This window comes from Haloferax volcanii DS2 (assembly GCF_000025685.1).
In the GTDB taxonomy this organism is placed as follows: domain Archaea; phylum Halobacteriota; class Halobacteria; order Halobacteriales; family Haloferacaceae; genus Haloferax; species Haloferax volcanii.
The window spans coordinates 2,136,698-2,155,279 of the sequence record NC_013967.1; the positions used below are offsets into that span (position 1 = coordinate 2,136,698).

At 50.2% G+C, this 18,582-nt stretch carries 16 protein-coding genes; 5 read left to right on the plus strand and 11 right to left on the minus strand.

The genetic code is table 11. The features are described from left to right. The first annotated feature begins 62 nt into the window (after positions 1 to 62). Complete coding sequence (locus tag HVO_RS15640; RefSeq protein WP_013035348.1) at positions 63 to 4,256, plus strand: NACHT domain-containing protein; 4,194 nt, start codon at positions 63 to 65, stop codon at positions 4,254 to 4,256. A 13-nt stretch (positions 4,257 to 4,269) separates the two neighbouring features. Here HVO_RS15640 and HVO_RS15645 read toward each other — a convergent pair whose 3' ends face one another. The 8 genes from HVO_RS15645 to HVO_RS15680 are packed head-to-tail and all read right to left on the minus strand — an operon-like array spanning position 4,270 to position 11,355. Next, positions 4,270 to 4,686: a hypothetical protein gene (locus HVO_RS15645; protein WP_004042166.1), complete on the minus strand. Its 417-nt coding sequence runs from the start codon at positions 4,684 to 4,686 to the stop codon at positions 4,270 to 4,272. Further along, positions 4,683 to 6,602, minus strand: a complete 1,920-nt coding sequence (locus HVO_RS15650) for a type IV secretory system conjugative DNA transfer family protein (RefSeq protein ID WP_004042167.1) — start codon at positions 6,600 to 6,602, stop codon at positions 4,683 to 4,685. Before HVO_RS15650 ends, HVO_RS15645 begins: the two co-directional genes overlap by 4 nt. Beyond that, a complete protein-coding gene (locus HVO_RS15655) occupies positions 6,599 to 7,570 on the minus strand; it encodes a hypothetical protein (RefSeq protein ID WP_004042168.1) in 972 nt (323 codons plus the stop codon). Before HVO_RS15655 ends, HVO_RS15650 begins: the two co-directional genes overlap by 4 nt. Continuing rightward, positions 7,567 to 7,920: a hypothetical protein gene (locus HVO_RS15660; RefSeq protein WP_004042169.1), complete on the minus strand. Its 354-nt coding sequence runs from the start codon at positions 7,918 to 7,920 to the stop codon at positions 7,567 to 7,569. The genes HVO_RS15655 and HVO_RS15660 overlap by 4 nt, the downstream gene beginning before the upstream one ends. Further along, positions 7,917 to 9,683 (minus strand): VirB4 family type IV secretion system protein, encoded by a 1,767-nt coding sequence (locus tag HVO_RS15665; RefSeq protein WP_004042170.1) that lies wholly within the window; start codon positions 9,681 to 9,683, stop codon positions 7,917 to 7,919. The genes HVO_RS15660 and HVO_RS15665 overlap by 4 nt, the downstream gene beginning before the upstream one ends. Next, positions 9,680 to 9,931: a hypothetical protein gene (locus HVO_RS15670; RefSeq protein ID WP_013035461.1), complete on the minus strand. Its 252-nt coding sequence runs from the start codon at positions 9,929 to 9,931 to the stop codon at positions 9,680 to 9,682. Before HVO_RS15670 ends, HVO_RS15665 begins: the two co-directional genes overlap by 4 nt. Then, positions 9,928 to 11,007, minus strand: coding sequence for a hypothetical protein (locus tag HVO_RS15675; protein ID WP_004042172.1), 1,080 nt, complete (start codon positions 11,005 to 11,007; stop codon positions 9,928 to 9,930). Before HVO_RS15675 ends, HVO_RS15670 begins: the two co-directional genes overlap by 4 nt. Positions 11,008 to 11,013: 6 nt before the next feature. Next, positions 11,014 to 11,355, minus strand: a complete 342-nt coding sequence (locus HVO_RS15680) for a hypothetical protein (protein ID WP_004042173.1) — start codon at positions 11,353 to 11,355, stop codon at positions 11,014 to 11,016. A 133-nt stretch (positions 11,356 to 11,488) separates the two neighbouring features. Here HVO_RS15680 and HVO_RS20610 point away from each other — a divergent pair, with 133 nt between their 5' ends. Continuing rightward, positions 11,489 to 11,920, plus strand: coding sequence for a hypothetical protein (locus HVO_RS20610; protein WP_144064045.1), 432 nt, complete (start codon positions 11,489 to 11,491; stop codon positions 11,918 to 11,920). Here HVO_RS20610 and HVO_RS15690 read toward each other — a convergent pair. The 3 genes from HVO_RS15690 to HVO_RS21315 all read right to left on the minus strand — a co-directional run bounded on the left by HVO_RS15690 (position 11,913) and on the right by HVO_RS21315 (position 14,985). Next, positions 11,913 to 12,545, minus strand: coding sequence for a hypothetical protein (locus HVO_RS15690; RefSeq protein ID WP_004042175.1), 633 nt, complete (start codon positions 12,543 to 12,545; stop codon positions 11,913 to 11,915). The genes HVO_RS20610 and HVO_RS15690 overlap by 8 nt on opposite strands. A gap of 74 nt (positions 12,546 to 12,619) precedes the next feature. Continuing rightward, positions 12,620 to 12,901, minus strand: a complete 282-nt coding sequence (locus HVO_RS20615) for a hypothetical protein (RefSeq protein ID WP_013035453.1) — start codon at positions 12,899 to 12,901, stop codon at positions 12,620 to 12,622. Between the two features lie 404 nt (positions 12,902 to 13,305). Next, positions 13,306 to 14,985: a hypothetical protein gene (locus HVO_RS21315; RefSeq protein ID WP_013035668.1), complete on the minus strand. Its 1,680-nt coding sequence runs from the start codon at positions 14,983 to 14,985 to the stop codon at positions 13,306 to 13,308. 144 nt (positions 14,986 to 15,129) lie between these two features. Between HVO_RS21315 and HVO_RS15705 the strand changes: the two genes are divergently transcribed. The 3 genes from HVO_RS15705 to HVO_RS15710 all read left to right on the plus strand — a co-directional run bounded on the left by HVO_RS15705 (position 15,130) and on the right by HVO_RS15710 (position 18,581). Then, entirely contained in the window at positions 15,130 to 16,119 is a 990-nt protein-coding gene (locus HVO_RS15705; RefSeq protein ID WP_236995471.1) for a DUF932 domain-containing protein, read from the plus strand. A gap of 406 nt (positions 16,120 to 16,525) precedes the next feature. Next, complete coding sequence (locus HVO_RS20620; RefSeq protein ID WP_144064046.1) at positions 16,526 to 16,720, plus strand: hypothetical protein; 195 nt, start codon at positions 16,526 to 16,528, stop codon at positions 16,718 to 16,720. Positions 16,721 to 16,853: 133 nt separating this feature from the next. After that, on the plus strand, positions 16,854 to 18,581 hold the full coding sequence (locus tag HVO_RS15710; protein ID WP_236995472.1) for a DUF2254 domain-containing protein: 1,728 nt from the start codon (positions 16,854 to 16,856) through the stop codon (positions 18,579 to 18,581). Position 18,582: the final 1 nt, after the last annotated feature.

The window sequence follows — 18,582 nt, forward strand, 5'->3', positions numbered from 1 at the left end:
GGTGTTTTCATACCCCATAGATAAGAAAAGGTTGCTCAAGAAGACTACACACAGGATCGACAATGAGTGTATCTGTTGACTTTGATAATATCAGACCTGTTGAAGACTCTCGGAGAAAGGGCTTTGAGGAGTTATGTAGTCAAGTTGCCCACGAATTCGAAGACGTACCCGATACCTGGAAATATACACGCATAGGTGATCCTGATGCAGGAATTGAATGTAAATGGGAGTCCACTGATGGATCTGTATGGGGCTGGCAGGCCAAGTATGTCGATAATATAGACAACAGTAGCTTGTCTCAAGTTGATCGCTCTGTAAAACAAGCTTTAGAAAACTACCCTAATCTGAGCCGATACTTCGTCTGTGTTCCCTGCGATAGGCCACACAGCCCCCGTGAAGGTGTTAAAACTGCTCTTGAGAAATGGAATGATCGAAAAGAGAAGTGGGAAGGATGGGCCGAGGACGAGGGGATGGACGTGGAGTTTGTTTTCTGGGGACAGTCTGAGCTTTTGGAGTTTCTCAGCCAGGACAAGCATAAAGGAAGGATATATTTCTGGTTTGATTCAGAGCAGCTCACCGATGCCAAGCTTCAGGATGAGATGGATGTGTCTATTTCTAATGCAAAGGACCGTTACAGTCCGGAACTGCACGTAGATACGGGTAATGCAGATATTTTTGAGCCGTTAGGCCGGACGCCTACTTTTGAAGAAGAGGTGGAAGAGCTTCTTGAGGAATTAGACGAGAAAGCAGGTAAACTGTTCACGGAAAAGCGGGTTGAAGTCCTAGAAGAGGCCGACGAAGATGCTACCCTAGATCTCCGCGAGTCAATAGACAACCTTCCTAATCTGCTTGAGGATGTTGAGCGAATCCCTGAGGATATCCCCTTATCAGAACTACGTGATACCTGTGAGAAAGCAGAGGAGGCAATTCGGGAATTAGAACCCCAGCTTCGAACGCTCAAGGAAGAAGCGGATGCAGAAAAAGACGAAGTAGAAACCCTTGAGAAGTCCACTCTCTATGATTTCCGTCAACTTCGGAAAGCCGTTACTGGTTTGAAAAATCATATCGATAGTAATGATTTCCAGGCTGCTGAAGACGCCGCGTTGAAAGTACTTGGGGATGCGGGAGTGGGTAAAACCCATCTGCTCTGTAACGTTGCTAAGAATAGAACCGAGAAGGGTTATCCAACGGTTCTCCTCCTCGGTGAGAACTTCAGGGACAGAGATATCTGGACGCAGATTATGGAGCGACTGGGCTTAGATTGCACCACTGAAGAATTCCTAGGGGCCTTGGATTCATTCGGCGAATCCCGCGGTGTTCGATCTCTATTGATGATCGATGCCCTGAATGAAAGTTCAAATCCTCGAATGTGGAACCGGCAGTTGCCAGGCATTCTAAGCAAGTTAGAAAATTATCCTCATATCAGCTTGTGCGTCAGCTGCCGGACTGGTTACGAGGAACTCATATTCCCTGATAGTACAGAAGAACAGTTTGTTGAGACCCAGCACTACGGGTTCAATAACGTAGAATACGAGGCTGTAAGAAAATTCTTTAATGAGCATGGTATTGAGCACCAGTCGATACCAGTTCTACGACGAGAATTCCAGATACCCTTGTTTTTGAAATTGTTCTGCGAAAACTTGGAGAACCGCGGTCAAAGCCGGATATCCCACGGTCCAGAAGGCATCAGCGAGATCTTTGAAGGATACATAGATGCGGTACATGACCGGCTATATCGCCGGTTGGATTACGATCCGAGCGATAATAAGGTGAGAAAAGCAGTAGAGGCCTTGGCACGTGAGATGGCTAAGAAGGGAGAAGGCATGAAGAGGCTTCCTCGGAGTGAAGCAAAGGAAATCGTAGACGACCTATTACCGGGAAGAACCTACTCAGAAAGCCTTTACAAAAATATTCTGAGTGAAGGGGTTATCTCAGAGGTAGTCCCCTTTGAGGAGGATGCAGAGGAGGCCGTCCGGTTCTCCTACGATAAATTTGCAGACCACAAAATAGCTCAACAGTACTTAGAGCTCTACGTGGATGACGATATTGAGGAAGCTCTTTCAGAGACAGAGGAGCTACAGGAGATCTTTGAGAACCCAGAACTGTACGCTGGGCTCATACAGGCCTTGTCTATCCATCTCCCTGAGAAGAAGGATGCAGAAATATTTGATTTTGTAGATTCAGAAGATATACTCAATCCATTCATTAAGAGCTTAGCTTGGCGGAATCCGGATACGTTGACAGATAGTGATGGAGAATTTAGTGAGGAGGTTGAAGATTATCTCTGGGAAGAGCTGGAGCTTCTTGATGACCTGCATGAGCTTTGGAGAGTCTTCCTTACATTGTCTACAAGCTCTGATCACCCGCTGAATGCTGAGTACCTTGATGAGGTTCTCAAAGACAAGGAAGTATTTAGGCGCGATTTCAATTGGTCCAAGTTCCTGCATGAAGAGTGGAGAGAAGATACGTCTGAGGTGTACCGATTAGTCAACTGGGGATTCTCTTTAGAAAATCGGCCTGTGGAGTCGTACGAACTGAAGCGGTTAATGTCGATTACTCTCTCCTGGTTCTTTTGCTGTCCAAACAGACATGTTAGAGACCGGTCGACAAAGGCTATAGTCAATGTCGTAGACTCTGATCTTGAACTCTACAGTGAGTTGGTTGAGCGTTTCCAAGATGTTACTGATCCATATATTTTGGAACGGGTCTATGCAGCAGCTTATGGCGGAGTTCTCCGACATAAACAGGATGAAGCAGTTACTGACGTTGCCGAGACCGTGTACGAATTAGAATTTGAGGACAACGACCCGACTCCTCACCAGCTCTCAAGAGATTATACGAGAGGGATAATCGAGGTGGCTAACCGTTTGAATGACGGGTTCGACGTTGAGATGGAGAATGTGAGGCCTCCTTATGACAGTTCTTTCTCTATCGATGTTCCTTCGTCTGATGAGCTTCGTGAGCAAGTTGAAAGCGTCTTAGAGGACTCTGATACTGATTTGAACTCGCGGTTTTGGTGGGGGCTTGTAGGTTCTGACTTTGAAGGACGTGGACACAGTGATTTTGCTCGGTACATTGTTGGAACGAATCATAGTCCTTCTGACGTCCATGGTTACGATTTCTCCGGAGAGAAGGCGCTTCGTTGGATTACCAAGCGAGTATTTGACTTGGGCTGGAGACCTGATCTTTTCGGATCGTTCGATGACTTTGTCAACCGGAGCTATATGGGTAGGATGGAGAATCGAAAACCGGAGCGGTTCAGTAAAAAATACCAGTGGATAGCCTATCACGAATTGGTGTCTTGGGTTACGGATAACTGTGATTTCACAGGTTCAATTACAGAACGGCCGTATAATGGGCCTTGGATGCAATTTGACCGGGATATTGACCCTTCGGTACTAGATCCTCAAGCTGATTCCGACGTTTCGTTAGATGAGGTTGTAGAATATGATTGCCGTATAGATGAGACTGATTTAGAGGAATGGATTTCAGACCACGAGGAGTTCCCTGACTTGGTTTCCTTGTTAGATATTTCCGTGGATGGTGAGAGATGGATACCTCTGCATGGTATTTATAAGTGGAGAGCAGACGAGGGCGAAGACTCCAGACTTGAGAGAGACGTTTTTGCCCGGATAGATACTGTTACAGTAGCTACTGAGAAGAAGGACGAATTGGTGTCTTGGTTAAAGGAGGACTGGGTTGATAGCGATGAGCTTGAGAGCACTCCGTTCCACTTGGCTACATTTACTCAGACTTTCTGGGCGGAATATCCCTGGCACCCTTCGATAGAGGAGGGCTGGGAAGAAGACGTAGATTCTATCCGAGGAGCACCGGTTTCTACGACAGACACCACTGTTGATTTACTCTGGGAGTCAGAGTATGACTGTTCCGTGGACGAGAATTATGGGATGTATGCTCCGTCCCCCCCACTTGCGAAATCGCTCGATCTCGAATGGGTAGTTGATTCAAAGGAATTCGTGCAAAAAGGTTCTAACCCTGTTCGTGTAGCCGATGTGTCTACTTCCGAAGGGTTGTACGACAGAGTGAACTCGCTTTCAATGTTAGCAGCAAGTGAAGGGATAATCGAAGAGTTAGAGGAAGAAGAGCTTTCCTTGGTTTGGATTATACAAGGAGAGAAACGGCTACTTACTGATGATGCTGCAGGAACCGGAATGGGTCTTAGTCAGATTAGAGCAGTCTACTATCTAGACGAAGGAGAGTGGACGGGAGAAATGGACAGCGGTTACTACAACTGAAACAGGGCGGCAGTTAGATCTTCTTCTGAATCTGCTTCTTAAACAACCTGAATGATCCCTTTAGTTCCTCTAACTCATCTTCAACAGTCTTCACCCGCTCGACAACCTCACGGTGACTCAAATCCTCGTACTCAGTCATACTCTCTGGCTCCGACTGCTCCAAGTACCGGTGGGCTTTCCCCGTGAGCTTTGCTTCTTTGGGGTGTTGGAAGACTCTTTTTTGGCCGTCGATAACCCGCTCTACCATCTTATCTGGTTTCTCTACGGTGATTAGGCCTAGATCTTCCAGTTTTTCGAAGCAGTAGGAGACGTGGTGGTTTTCGAGTGTGGTTTCTGCGGTGATTTTCTGGACGTCGTCGAGGCCTTTTTCGATGTGTTTCAGGACGACGTGGTCCTTGTCCCGTATCTCCTCGAATTCTTCTTCAGTCATTCTCCTTCAAGTAGGACGCATTGCTGTTCGAGTTCGGTGCAGAATCCTTCTTCGTCGCGGTGTAGGCAGAAGGCCTCTAAGTCGTCACGGCTGTTTGCATCGAGTTCTGGGCATTCTGGTTCGACAGCTTCGTTGTGTACTTCCAAGTTGTCTTCTTTGACTTCGATTACCCGGTATTCTGCTTCTTCTAGTTCTTCGAATTGGGTGAAGGCCTCGCTGTTTTCGTCGGTGTAGTAGCTGTAGCTGCCTTGTTCGTCGTTGTATTCGTTGCCGCGGCGGTTTTTGGGGTCGTCGACGATGTTCTGAAGTTTCGCTGCTTTCCCCTGCTGGACGACGTAGAAGACTTCGCGGTCTTCTTCGACGGCTCGTTTGAGGTTGCGTAGGACTTTGACGGGCCGGGAGAGTGTGCTGTGTTCTGCTTCGAGGTGTGCGATCTCTCCGTTGGGGAGGTGTACGTGGCCGTCTGGTTTGTTGTCGCCTGTGTCTTGGTACAGTAGGTTGACTTGGAAGCCGCGTTCCTCCAGTTGTTTCTTGGCTTGTGCGAGGAGTTCTCGGTGTTTGTCTCCGCCGGCGTTGTTTCCTTTTCCGAGGCTTTGGGAGGCCTTGATTTGGGCTTTTGTTTGGGTGGTTGCGGCGGTGCCCTGTTTTTTGAGTTTGTCGATGTCGGTGTTTTCGGGTTTCCAGGGTGGGTAGGTGTTGAAGAGTACGGCGGAGTTGTGGCTTTGTTTGCTGGGTTTCTGGACTGCTGCCCGGAACTTGCCTAAGGCTTTGAGCTGGTTTTTGGAGAGGCCTTGGAACATTCCGGCGATCTGGGTTTCGTTTTCGCTGCCACTGGGGTTGAAGGTGATTTTGGTGCGGCAGTTGTTGACGACTGCTCTCCGCATGTCGGTTGCGAGTTGTTGGAGGTATTGTGTGGCGAGCCAGCACCCTAAGCGGTATTCTCTGGCTTCGCTGAGTATTTTGGTGAAGTTGCTGCCTTCGCCGCCGAAGTTCTGGAGTTCGTCGACGTAGAGGAAGAAGGGTGTGCGTTGTTCGACGGGCTGGGTGACCCGGCTTTGTGTTGCGGCCCAGATTTTGGTGGTGACGATGCTTCCGACGAGTTGGGAGACTGTTTCTCCGACTTCGCCTTTTTGGATGTCGACGAGGAGGATTTTCCCTTGGTTGACGACGTCGCGGAAGTTGACTCCGGATTGTTCTGGGCCGATCACTTTCCGGATGGTGGGGTTCATCACGAAGTCGTTTAGCCGGCGCTGGAGAGGTTCCATCTCATACGAGGTCATGTCCTCTTTGACGCGGACGAGTTGCTCTCGGATGATCTGGTCGTCGGTGTCGTCGATCAGCTCGGTGAGCTGGTCTTGGTTGACGACGCATCGGAAGACGTCGAGCAAGCTGTTTCCCTGATTCTTCTGGATGTTGAGGTCGAGGTGGGCCCGCAGGAGGGTTTCGAGGACTCTTCCGAACTGGTCACCCCAGTTCTCCGACTGGCGTTTGAACAGGTCGATGAGGTCGGAGACGATGATCTCTTTCTGGTTCTCTCGCTGGGCCTCCGACATTTCCTCGGTGATGTGAGGTTCGAGGACGTTGATCGGTGTAACCGGGTCTCTAGCTGGATTGATGTAGACGACGTCGTCTCTCCTGTTTTCGGGTAGTTTGGAGAGGAATTCGTCTATTAGGTCGCCTTTCGGATTGATGATTGCGAGGCCGTGGTCTTTCTCTGCGTCCTGTAATGCGACGTGTATCAGTAGCTGCGTTTTGCCGTATCCGGTGGGGCCGACGTTGAGGACGTGAGTGAGGCGTTTTTCGTCGTCTACTCCGATGTTTTCTTCGACGCCGAGGTTGCTTTCACGGCTGCCGAGATAGGTGGTGTTCAGGTTGCCTGTGCTCTGTATCAGGTTCTGGGTTTCTTCGGGGTTCATGGCTGAGCGTTTTGGATGTTGTCCTGTTTCCGATTCGGGAGTGAGAGAAGAGCTGAGAGCTCGTCCTTGGTAGCCTGGAATTTCTGGCTCCAGCCCTGGAACTCTCTACGTTGGACTGCCTGTGCGAAGGAAAGAATCTGGCTGCGGCGGAACGGTGTTACCGTGGTCGCGTTCAGGTACTGGCCTGTTTCCGGGTTTTCGTAGGTGTTGAACGCTCCGGAGATCTCTTTAACTCTGCTAGGCGTGTACTCGGCTGCATTGATGATGAGCAGCCTGATCGAGACGTGGAATCGGGGGCTGCCAGCCTTGTTCTCGATTGCGTCTGCCTGTTTCTTTTCCCGCGGTGTTGGAGGCCTTGACCCCCAGAGTTTCTCTTTCTCTCTCCGCAGGTGGCCGATTCGCTGGTAGGCCCGTTTCCGCCAGTAGTAGCGACGTAGAGGTTGGCCGATAACCGGTCGGAAGAGGATCTGGATTACGAACCGGGTGTTCTGCATTGCGTGGCGGTGGAGTGCTGCGACTACCGAGTCCACCGGTGGTTGGTCGAAGCTGGTCTTCAGTGGGTACCAGTCGGTTCTTCCCGCGGTGAGCAGGCCGCCGCCTACAGTATCCTCTTCACGGATTGGTAGGCCGTTGACTCCTTCTTTGAGTTCGACGTGTGGTGTGTCGTTTGTGAGGTGTGTCCGGATTTTTCGTTCGAGGCGTTTAGTCGGGGCTGCGTACTGGAACTGGAGTTTTCCGGGTGTGGTGCGGCGGATTTCGTACGCTATGGTCGGTGACGTGTTTTTCAGGCCGAGGTACTTGGTCTGGTATTCGAGTACTCCATCTGCCAGGTTTTGCAGCTTGCTCGGTGTGTCTTCGTCTCTCGGTGGCCGGGCTTCGACGGTGTACGGCAGTTTGGTTACCCCCGTAGCCAAGTTCTCTGCCGTGTCTTCGTCGAGCTCGGCGTGGTTGTACCGGAGAACGGTCACGGTTCTAGGGCGAGTATTTCTTCGTTCTCGTGATTGTTCTCCAGTTCTTGGACCTGTTGCTGCATGGCTTGGGCCATCATCTGGTTCTGACCTTCCAGGGATTGGGCGAGCTCCTGCATTTTCTGCATAAGGGCCTGTGTTTCCTGGAATTCGGCCTTCATTTTCTGCATCCGTTTCTGGGCGAGAGCTTGGAAGAGCTGTTCTAGGTTTTGGGATTGGACTTGTTGCGGGGTGCTGTGTTGGAGTTCGTTGATGTCGATTTGGATGTCTCCGCTTCCTTGGGAGACGACTGTGACGTCGGTGTTTCCGTTCTGGTTCGAGATCTGGATTCGGGTTTTCTGGTGGTTCATTGTTCGATGAGTCTGTGTTCGGTCGGGGTTGCGTGTACGCGGATTTTGGCGTCGAGGCGTCCGCTGACTTTCATTACGGCTTCTGAGTACTGTGCGTCGGTTCCTGTTTTGAGGTCGTAGAGATCGATCTCCTCCTGTTCTGAGAGCTGGAAGTGGTCGATCATTTCTTGGCTGACGCGTTCGTGGCGGAAGAACAGCTTTCCGGGCATCTGGTCGAGCAGGGTTCTCCCCTCTGTGTACTGGGTGAAGTCGTTGGCCGACTGGCTGACCAGTGTGATTGCGGTAGAAGTGTCTCGTGCTTCTCTCACCCAGCGGGTCAGGATTTCTCGGCCTCGGCCCACACCTGACACGTTGTGGGCTTCATCGGCCACTACCAGGGTCCGCCGATCATTTTGGCTGGTAACCTGGTAGAGGTGTTCGATCAGGTCGATGATCTCCGGGATGTTCTCTGATTGGCCTCTTGAGGTGACTTGGAAGCAGGAGGCCTTACCTAGTTTTTCTGGCCGGTCTTGTACGGTGTAGGTTTGGCCGTTGAGGGCTTTGATGAGGTTGTGGTACTCGTTTTTCGGGTCGATGACGATTATCTGGATGTCGGGGTATGCGAGGATGGCTCGGAGGAGTTCGATTTTGGTGTGGAAGGTTTTTCCTGAGCCGGTGGCTCCGAATCTTGCGAGGTGGGGTGCGTGCCACTGGAAGCGATCTTGAAGTATGGGTGTGCCGTCGTATTGATCTTCTCCGTAGATGATTCCGGATGACTGGTTGATTGTCCGGGTGGCGAATGGGAATCCAGCAGCGGCGGAGTCACTGAGCTGTAGCTGGGTCTCCTGTAACGGGTCGAGTTGAAGCGGGTTGCAGGCCTTCTGTGCTTGATCGGTTCTGAAGACAGGTTCCTCAAATCCGATGCCCATCCGCTTTAACCGTGATTTGAGTTGTTGGAAGGCTTGGTTGCAGTCTTCCTTGTTGTCTGCGTGGGTGGAGATGTAGACGGCGTAGTCGAAGGCCTGTTGCTCCCTGTTGGCAAGTTTGTCGAGCATCCAGTCAACGGCGTCGAGTTTGGATTCGAGTTCGTTGGTGTCAAGGAAGCCGGATGCAAGCCGGGAGTTGATCTCGGCGTTCAGCTTCTCTTTCAAACGGTTGAGTGTGGAGACGGTGTTAGCGGAGTCTCTTGGTTTGATGAGTTGAGCTACGTCGATTTTGCCATCGACGCGGAGAAGTTCCAAGGGCCAGGCCAGTTCCAGCTGACTAGGGTATTCAGTGATTATGAGTGCCCGCCGGTATTCCTGTCCGGTGGAGACGTACCGAGGTGTTGGGTTGCTGTGAGAGGTTTCGAGTTCTTCGGCAGGGATTTCCGTTGCGGAGAGGTTAGCGGTGTTGAGTGAGTCGGTAATCTGTTGGGTTCTCCGCTGTACCTCACTCTCTAGATCCTCCCTGGTTTCAGAATCCAGTACCGAGGCGAGGAATCCTCGGCCTGATGCGGTGACTGGTGTAGTGATGTAGTGTTCAGTGGTGACGAGTGATTCGTCGTTGAGACGGCTGCAGTACCTGAGATAATCCTCCCAGAGCTCCCTACGGATGGAGAACCGGTCTTTCAGGTATTCGGCGTAGGGCTGAAGCTCTAAATCGCGTTGCAGCGAGTAGATGTTGATTGGGTAGTCGGCCTGATTCAGAACCTGTTTGAAGTTCTGATGGACTCCTAAAGCCTCCTTCTCAGTCATCAGCTCCAAGTTTGTCGGCGTAACTTGGATCGCTCCGTACTGTGTCATAGGTACCTCCCGGCGAGGAACCGGATACTGCGGATGATGTGGTGGTCCAGCGGCTGGCTAAACGGCCTTACAGCGTAGAGAATGGCCCCGAGCAACAGAGCCAGAACGAGGTAGATGTAGGCGTCTGTGAGAACCGCTGCTGTTGCTACGGGCAGAGCAAGTCGGAGTACATCCTTCCAAGTGAACCGGCCGAAGAACTGCATAGAGACGTCTTCAACCGTTCCAGGGAACTGGAAGCGAGGTTTCATCGTAGCCGCCTCCGGAAGTCCTCAACTCGGCCTGTGGTCTCACTGTTCGCTCTCTTCCTCTGATTTTCTCGGAGACGCTGACGTTGATCAGCCGTGAGACCAGGGCCGTTCTCTGAGGAATCGCCGCCGCTATCCATGCTATTGGAGATGGTGTGTGCCTGGCCTACGGCTGTCTGTGAGGCCGTCCAGATCTGGTATGGAACGAGAAGTAGGAGTGTGAAGGATGCGACTCCGAACATCCAGTTAGACACGCTTTGAAGACCGCTGTTGCCTGCTCCTCGAAGTAGTGAGAGCGAGAATTTGAGGACGAGGACGTCCGCTGGCCCGATCAGTAGGGCGGCGAACCAGCCAGCTATGAATGTGTCTGCGTACCGCCTGGCTTTGGGCAGGCTCCACATTACGGCCAGCAAGGGACTGACTGCGGCTCCGAACAAGATGTAGACGTTGCGGATGAGGAATAGGGCGACGACTGCGAGTAGGAGAACTGATTCGACTACCCATGCGATGACTAGGCCTGTTGAGAGGCCTGCTACTTGCTGGATGTTCTGGATTTCAGGTGTGAATGCGTGGGTGAAGGCGTTGGAAAGGTCGACTGCGTACTGTAGGAGGGGGAGTGAGAGTGTGGCGAATATGAGTGCGGCGACGAGCCGGGGCAGTGTTTTCCGGGCTTGGTTGTAGGAGATGTTGAGGATCGGGCCGATGATGTAGAGTATGCCGGTGGCTGCGAATCCGAGGCCTGCTATAACGTATGATATGATGAGTGTGTCCTGATGGACGTCGGATACAGCAGGGTTCGGATGGACAGTTGGCGTAGTGGTGAGGACGGTGATGAGTACGCCGAGTAGGACTTCTGCGAGTTTTCGGAACGGCCAGAAGATTATGTCCGTGATTGTCTCTCCGAGAGTCTTGCCCTGGGTGAAGTCTTGGATTGTGTCGATTAGGTTTTGAATCCCGTTTAGAATCCCACTGTTGTCCTCGTCTTCAGTAGGAGTTGTAGTCGTGTTTTCTTGTGCGGAGACGGGTGTAGCTACTAAGGTGAGGGCGATCAGGCCGACAAAGATGATTCTCCGGTTCATTATTCTCTAGGTGCAGATCGTGGTTCCGAGTTCCGAAGTGAGGAACTGGATTACCATGTTGGAGGACAGCAGCAGGATCGTGCCGATCACCGTGTTCTTGGCAACCTGCTTACCTCTACGAGTGTTGTCTTCGCCTGGAAGCAAGACGAACAAGGAGGCGGTTAACAGGCCCAGCGTTCCAAGCGCGATTCCACCGATGAACGCTAACTGTGTTAGCGAGTTCAGCAGATCAAACAGTGGCTGGAAGGCCTCTGGGGGGTTGCAGGGAAGGTTGGTGTTTGCTGCTGACAATACTGTAAGTCTTAGGCTGGTTTTGGGTTTCGAGCGTTGGAGTGGTTTCCTCTGCATTGCAGTGGCTCGTTTAGCTGGAACGAAGGAAATAGTATCATATTTCTTGATTTATAGAGGGCACATCGTTTTGAGAGGATTCAGAATACAGAATCTTTTTCTAAAATATGAACTACCTTGCTAACAGGTAGCGATGAACCAGAATGCTTCCCCAGAGTATGCAGATGAATGGGAGCTCTTCCGTTCTGTAAGTGTCCTTGACAACCATAAGATCAATCTGATTGATGAGCTCCGTCATCTGGTCTTTGACGATCCCCTTCAGGGGGAAAGCGTCCTCTGGAATTATGACCGCCTTGAACAAGCCGCAGTTATATCTAATGACTCGATTGGAGGAGGCCGCTATGTGGAGTATGGGAAGTCTACGTATCAGCTGCCATCTGGCCACATTACTCCTCCAGCAGAAATCAGAAAAAAGGTAGATGGAGATATGGAACTTGGAAGTACTGTGTATCTCCTCGCGAGCGAAAACATGCTGAAAAGCAAGGTCGCTTGTGCCTTTCTGCTAACCACAGAACAGGCTACGAGAGGGATCGATATCGAGCCTATCGAGTATGTGTTCAGTTGACCGCGTCATCCACAAACCTATGGAAGCTTTCAGCCCCTGTCTCCTCAGAGATCCTGCTGTTGAAAAACCTAGACAGTTCAATAGCTATGTCAAGCGTTTCTTCAACCACCTCTAAATCTGAGTCGCGCGGTATCTCTAGAGTGATGGCCAGCTGTTTGGGTTTAGGTTTCATATATTCTGTCCCGACAGCCTTAATCAAAGACTGGAATTCGTCTTCAGAGTAAAGAAGATTAAGCACATCTGGATTAAAATCAATCTGTCCATTGTACTGTTCAGCAGTTCCTCGCCACAGGTCGTCGTCGTAGAAGAACTGGATTGCTCCAAGTATGGTTTTCTTGAGCTCATAATCCACAGCGTAGTTGGGTTCCTTTTCAATGCCTGCATCATCAGTGACAGTGTCCTCAGTTTTGGAATACACATAATAGTCCGATTTCTCGCGATGCATAGAATAGAGGTAATAGAGGACCTCTCCGTCGGAGCTTTCTTTCGCCTCGAATAATTCAGTGAGTTCGCAGTTATGGTGTGGCTCAACTAGGTTTGAGTCTTCAAATGCTTGTAAGAGGTTTATGAACTCTTGGTCTGCGAACTCGCCAATAGGGTCATTAGAGAGACCGTCTCGGTCCATAGGATGGGGTTCTTGTGCTTAGCTAGGGTGTGTTCAGGTGAAAAAGGTTCTGTGGGGTATTGTTTGCTTCTGGGTTATATTGATTTGAGGTGTTTTTCTGAGGCTGTATGAAGGGCTTTGTGGTATTCTTCGAGATCTTGGCTGATGGCGATGAAGGCATCAACTGTTTTTTCCCAGTCGTTTTGATCGTAGTCGAGGGGAAGGCTGAATTCGATTTCTAGTTCGTTTCCGTCATCTTGCCTGTGAGTGGTTGTATCGAAGTAGGGTGCAGAGTGTTGGCCAGCTATCTCTTTCTCGGCTTCAGCTACTTTATCTCCTTGGAAGTCGCCGGAGTAGTTGAAGTATCCGTCAGCCATAATTCCGTCGTCTACTTTTTCCAGTCCCCAGTTGGTAGTTATGGAGGCGTTTCCATCTGTGGTATAGAAGATGGAAGTGTTTTCTCTTTCGTTCCAGAAATCATCGACATTATCGAGTCTGCCGTTCTGACGTTGCTCTATGTAGTTTTGAAGGCTTATGTTTGCATGCCGTTCTAAATTATCGTTATCTTCCAGTAGATTTAGTACAGATATCCAGTCCTCAAGCCGGTTATTTGGTCCAGATGTAATCTCACATCACCTACAGTTACTATCATGTAGTAAAAATTATATTGTTTACATTCCTGAGGTCCCTCTAGTGTCCTAGCTAGTTCTCTACTTCAGCTGTAACGGAGCAAGTGGATAAGTGAGAGAATACCCGAGAGACAAAGCTACTGTCGGAATCTCTAGGCTCCGGCCAGTACTTGCTGGCTGAAGTCATCCATTTCTTCTCCTTCCAGTGATGTATCAACATCATCCATGCTCATGCTGTATTCTGGGTTGTCTCTGAGGAACTGGTTGAAGTCGTCGTATTCTCCGTTTCTGTCTTCCCATACGTCTTCAATTAGGGAGTCGTCTTCTACAACTGCGTACTGAGGATTCTCTGTTGTACCATAGATTACATGGTTGGTGTCTTCATCCATGACCATCTTTTCAAGTACTTTCGACTGGTTGTACAGTGTCTCGAATTTTATGTCATTCTGATTGAAATTTCTAAGTTTTTCTGTGAAGTCGACGACATATTCGGTTGTCGGAGCAACTGTATCCGAAGCTCCTGGTACAGGATTGTTTTCTGCGTGGAGCGAGTTAGACATTCCACCGAATGCGCTCACTGCGCTCCTCTTTTTTTCTTCGAATCCCCACGAAGACGTGTCTTCGTCTTTTTCCCAGCCGAATCTTAGTGGGTGCCAGTATTCTTGGAATCCGTCATTTTCTGGGTCTAGGTATCCTGAATCCTCGATTAGTGGGTGTAGTTGTTGGTCATCTGCAGTCGCTGTAACAGGGGTTGCCACAGTCTCCATGAATCTGAGTTCTTCTGAGCCATCTGCGTTTTTACCGTAGATAAGGCCTGTACCGTGGCCTAAGGTTTCTACGTCCCAGGCATGGACTTCGAGACCTTGGTTAGTATTCTGTTCTATTGCTCTTTCTAGGGCGGGAGCATATAGTGCATCTTCAGTAGAAACGGGGCCTTCATCAGTTCTAATTATTTGCCAGTTGAACAAGTAAGGATGTACCCAGTCGAGTGCCTCTCCTACGGTTTCTGCATTCTGGAATTCATCTAGCTGGAATGAGCCTCCGTCTCTACGGCCACTAGCATTTGGATATTTGCTGATACCCTGTTCTCCGTTCTTTATTGCTTCAATTTCGGGGTTTCCGGTGTCTGTTCCGATGCTGTCTACGAAGTTTTTTACTTCTGTGGGTTGGGCTTCTGCTAAATCGGTGTAGTCGTTGTCGTGTCGCCATTCGTATGCTGCTAGGTCTATTCCGAATTTGTTGAATTCTAGTTGTTCGTGGCTGTTGTAGTTATCTATTACTGGGTCTGATGTAATGAATCCGCCGCGTTTCTCCAGGTAGTTGTCTTCTAGGGAGTTCTGGCTGATCTGGTTTCTTAGTTCTTCGTTTCTTTGAGGGACTACGTCGACTTTGTAGTTGTTTGGTGTGGATTTAACAGCTGGTGCTGTATCCTGGGCCTCAGCGCTGCCTGAAGATGCTGTTGCTGTGAATTCCTGTTCTCCCTTCTTCATCTGACCTGGTTGCACGGTAACTGTATTATCATTCCACTGGCTAGAATCCGGGCCTATCTGTACTTTCTCGTTGGATACATTGACTGATTCCACGTTGCCTGAAGTTTCTACCTGAAACTGCGCCTGAAAGTCCTCTATACTATGATTTCTCCATATAGGCGGTAGCTGACCTGGCTGCGAAGAAGTAGATATATCGACCGAAATATCTGCACTGTTGGTAGGGGTTGTTTCGGTGGTGTTGTTGGGGCTATCTGTGTCTTTGTTGTTTCCAGTAATGGTGTTGCAGCCGGCGAGTGCGGTGAGGAGTCCGGTGGTTCCGAGGAGAAGTTTTCGTCGTTTCAAAGAGAGATGCCACCTGGTTGTTGTGTCTACTTAGTAGTGTCACTGTTTTATAGGTTAAGGGAGAGCGAAGAGCTCATCTGAAATTGGGTGTATGGTCAGGTACCTACTCTTTCCCCGGCAACTATCTGGTAGAAGAGGTGGTACTTGATTCAAGCACAAGACTATGTTTTCGACGATTTAGACGAATTGTATGAAACCGCGGAAAGAGTTCCTGAGGTGGATAGGCACGACGTATACGCTCATAACGAAGGATCGGATGAGTGGGAGCAGATTCCGTATCGTGACTCGTTGTGGACTGATGATGGGAGAGCGACGGGCGTAGTCTCCAGCAGCCAAGATTTCTACAACGTTATTCAGTACGGCGATATCTTGGAGACAGTAGGTGACGCCGTCGAAAGGCACGGTATCGAGCCCTCCGGCAGGGTTTCGATCTCTCCGACAGCCCACAAGATGAGCGCCAAACTCGACTTCGATCAAGAGGTCTACGCAAACCAAGACGATCCTATCGATCTCGGATTACAGATTCAAAGCGGACACAGCGGGTTCCACGGACTGAAGTACGATATCGGAGCCGAACGCCAAGTCTGTTCAAATGGGATGACGGCCTTCATCTCCGAACTCGGCTTCGACCAGACACACGGCGAACCATTCCAACCCGGCCTAGCATACAACGCCGTCGACGCAGTGGTCGAATCCCCAGCAGAGATCGAACAGAGACTAGCACAGGCCCAGAACCGTGAATTGATGAATCAAGACGAGGCCCTGCTCGTGTTGATGGAGTCCGGAGTCGGCCGATACCTGGAAGACCCTGTTCCAGACCTGCTTAACGCGTTATACGATGAGGTAGATGATCCGGAGGCCCCGACACTCTGGGAGACGTATAACGCGGCTACACGCGCACTAACACACTACACCCAGGACGTCCCAGACTATGAGCTAGCGAACGGCTTTGAGCAAGCAGCCCAACTCTTGGAAACCGGGGGTAATGAGATTCCGGAGCCAGAGCAACTGGGTCGTAGAGCTGTAGACAGCCGTAGCCGCCAGTTAATCGAACAGGGAGATACGGAGCCGTACTGGCCGGATGAAGAGCAAACCCTGAGAGAACTGATGGAAGCCCACGAGCTCCAAGCATAGAAACGAAGGGTGGTTCAACGATTACTGATTTCGATGACGAGGAACCGATAGCCGAATGGGAGGCGGCTTTCCTTCCGGACTGGGAGTGGGAGGCCTACGACAAAGAAGAAGACGGCGTCTACTTCGGCCGAGTCAAATCCCCAAACACGTACGGACGGTGGGAATACGGCTACTTCACCCAAGACCAGTTAGAGAAAGCGGGAGCCTACCGTACTGACCTAGATCCGGACGACGAGACCCCACTGTTCCCTGACGGTGGAAACATCGAAGACGTCGTTGGAGTCTACGAAACCGAGCTAGAGGCCTTGCTCGAACAACGAGGTGATACACGATACAAGAGATAGATGAACTCCTCGACGAATACACCCAGGAGAAACAGTACGCGGAAGAGGAGAAGCCGTACTGGATGAACCTCACCGGCGGCACCTCTTTCTCAGGCCCTCTCCGCTACGAACTAGAGAACTACTTCCCGGAGGCCCACTACAAGAATGCGATTGACCAGGCCTTCAGAGAAGAAGCAGAAGAGGAATTGAGGCCAGATGGAGGTAGCAGGACTCTGTCCTACTGGAGTGATTTGCTGGGTTTTCCGGCTGATCGTTGATCCTGTCCATCGAGAAGTGACTTCAGGGAGTCTTCTCCCATCCTTTTTCTCCAGAACTTGCTTAAGATTCGGGTCGAGGTGTATAGTTACAGCTCCTTTCAAGAAGGTGGGACTGCGTATTGGTTGATATAGTATGAATTACTCTTTAGATGAGGTTAGGCGGTTTGTTGGCGGGATTCCGCGTCTACTTGTTTTAGCTACTATCGTATTTCCACTGTCTGGTGTCTTAATCGGCTATTTCACTGGTTTTGGTGCTTCTCCAGCGAATACAAGATTATTCTTGAGTGGGTTGGCAGGTGCTCAAGCAGGAGTTCTTGCTATCGTTTTCTCCGTGGCAGTTATTGGGATTCAGCTGATTTCGACCCGCTATTCACCGCGAATGATTTCACTTTTCACGGACTCACCGATATTCATCTACACCTTCTGTCTCTTCGTGCTATCCGTTGCCCTTGATCTCGGTCTCCTCTACAATGTCCCCCTGAACTCAACACGTGTATTTTCAGCTGGTATTGGTGCGGCCTCTGGTCTTGCGACAACCGCGGCGGTCGGATTGTTTGTCTTCGTGAGAACCGCTATACGTCAGAGTACACCGGATGGTGCAATTGATGCGTTTGTATCGGGAATGACTTCCACGAAATACTTGGAACGGGTGAGAGAGTCTGTAGAAAGCGAGTCTGAGGTTGCTCATCCGATGCATCCGCTGTACAATTTGGCGATGAATGCACTGTCCAGTGGGGAGCGCGTTACCGCCGAGAAGGCAGTTCAAGAATACGGTGATTTGGTCCGGTCTATAATCTTGGAGTTGGAAGAACGGAACACGTTCGAGGACGAAGAAAATCAGGTTCGGAGGAAATTGTTCAAGCCTGTATTCAAGGAGCATCTACACGATATTGCCTTACACGCTGAAGAGCAGAATGAAAACCAGATAGTTAGCAACGCCATCGAATGGCAGTATGAGCTCGGAAAGGAAGGACTCGATCTTGAGATCGATAGAATAGCGCGTCAGGCCCAGTTTGGAATGTCAGACGTACTTCGAGATGCACCTCTCGAAACAGGCTCATACATTTCAAGCAACAACGCTTGGGAACAGATCGGTCAGTTCCTCGTCGACGCTTCAGACAAGCCTGCTCCCAGAATCGCTCGAAACACTGCTTCCTCCATTGAGACGAATATCAGCTCCTATCAGCTCCATAAAATCAGTGACGCACGCTGGTATAGCCACTCAATGATGCGGCTCTACAGCAAAATGGAGGATGCTCAAGAAGCACTCCTTGACCACTATGCCGAAGACGTCGCCAACGTCGATATGGAATGGCAGTATGAACACGTCCCTGACGACATCCACAATCGAGAAGAGGTCTATTCCGTATTCGAGTGGAGAAACACTCTGCTAAGCACTACAGCGTCTTTCCTCCAATACGCAATTGAAGAAGGCCAGTACCCGATTACAGACGGGAATTTCAAAGACAGTTGGCAGAACATCTGCGTTGAAGCATCGAAAACACCTGCCGAGGACTACGCAGTCACACTCTGTCAGGCCCTAATTGAGATAGCTGTAATTGACCGGAATCACGTCGAAGAGACAGGTATCCCTTGGAGCTCCAGTATCGGCCGAGTCAAATACAACGGCAACCCAGACATCGTTGACAAAGCCTTCGAACGAATCCTCCAATACGACTACGTCGAAGAAGAACCAGGCCCTCTCTTCGCCGGAGAAATGGAAGAACACCGTCAAACATACTATGAAAGTCAACTGAACGTCCAAGGCACACCAACACTGAACAATAGGTCTGATTTCCCCGAAGAGATAGAAGAGATTCGAAGAGAGGCCGATGAGAGATGGGAGAAGCTCGAAGACTAGC

Bases quoted from the DNA above. Each gene is read 5' to 3' on its own strand.
- HVO_RS15640 (WP_013035348.1), top strand. From the start codon at position 63: ATGAGTGTATCTGTTGACTTTGATAATATCAGACCTGTTGAAGACTCT.
- HVO_RS15645 (WP_004042166.1), bottom strand. From the start codon at position 4,686: ATGACTGAAGAAGAATTCGAGGAGATACGGGACAAGGACCACGTCGTC.
- HVO_RS15650 (WP_004042167.1), bottom strand. From the start codon at position 6,602: ATGAACCCCGAAGAAACCCAGAACCTGATACAGAGCACAGGCAACCTG.
- HVO_RS15660 (WP_004042169.1), bottom strand. From the start codon at position 7,920: ATGAACCACCAGAAAACCCGAATCCAGATCTCGAACCAGAACGGAAAC.
- HVO_RS15665 (WP_004042170.1), bottom strand. From the start codon at position 9,683: ATGACACAGTACGGAGCGATCCAAGTTACGCCGACAAACTTGGAGCTG.
- HVO_RS15670 (WP_013035461.1), bottom strand. From the start codon at position 9,931: ATGAAACCTCGCTTCCAGTTCCCTGGAACGGTTGAAGACGTCTCTATG.
- HVO_RS15675 (WP_004042172.1), bottom strand. From the start codon at position 11,007: ATGAACCGGAGAATCATCTTTGTCGGCCTGATCGCCCTCACCTTAGTA.
- HVO_RS15680 (WP_004042173.1), bottom strand. From the start codon at position 11,355: ATGCAGAGGAAACCACTCCAACGCTCGAAACCCAAAACCAGCCTAAGA.
- HVO_RS20610 (WP_144064045.1), top strand. From the start codon at position 11,489: ATGAACCAGAATGCTTCCCCAGAGTATGCAGATGAATGGGAGCTCTTC.
- HVO_RS15690 (WP_004042175.1), bottom strand. From the start codon at position 12,545: ATGGACCGAGACGGTCTCTCTAATGACCCTATTGGCGAGTTCGCAGAC.
- HVO_RS20615 (WP_013035453.1), bottom strand. From the start codon at position 12,901: ATGGCTGACGGATACTTCAACTACTCCGGCGACTTCCAAGGAGATAAA.
- HVO_RS20620 (WP_144064046.1), top strand. From the start codon at position 16,526: ATGAACCTCACCGGCGGCACCTCTTTCTCAGGCCCTCTCCGCTACGAA.
- HVO_RS15710 (WP_236995472.1), top strand. From the start codon at position 16,854: ATGAATTACTCTTTAGATGAGGTTAGGCGGTTTGTTGGCGGGATTCCG.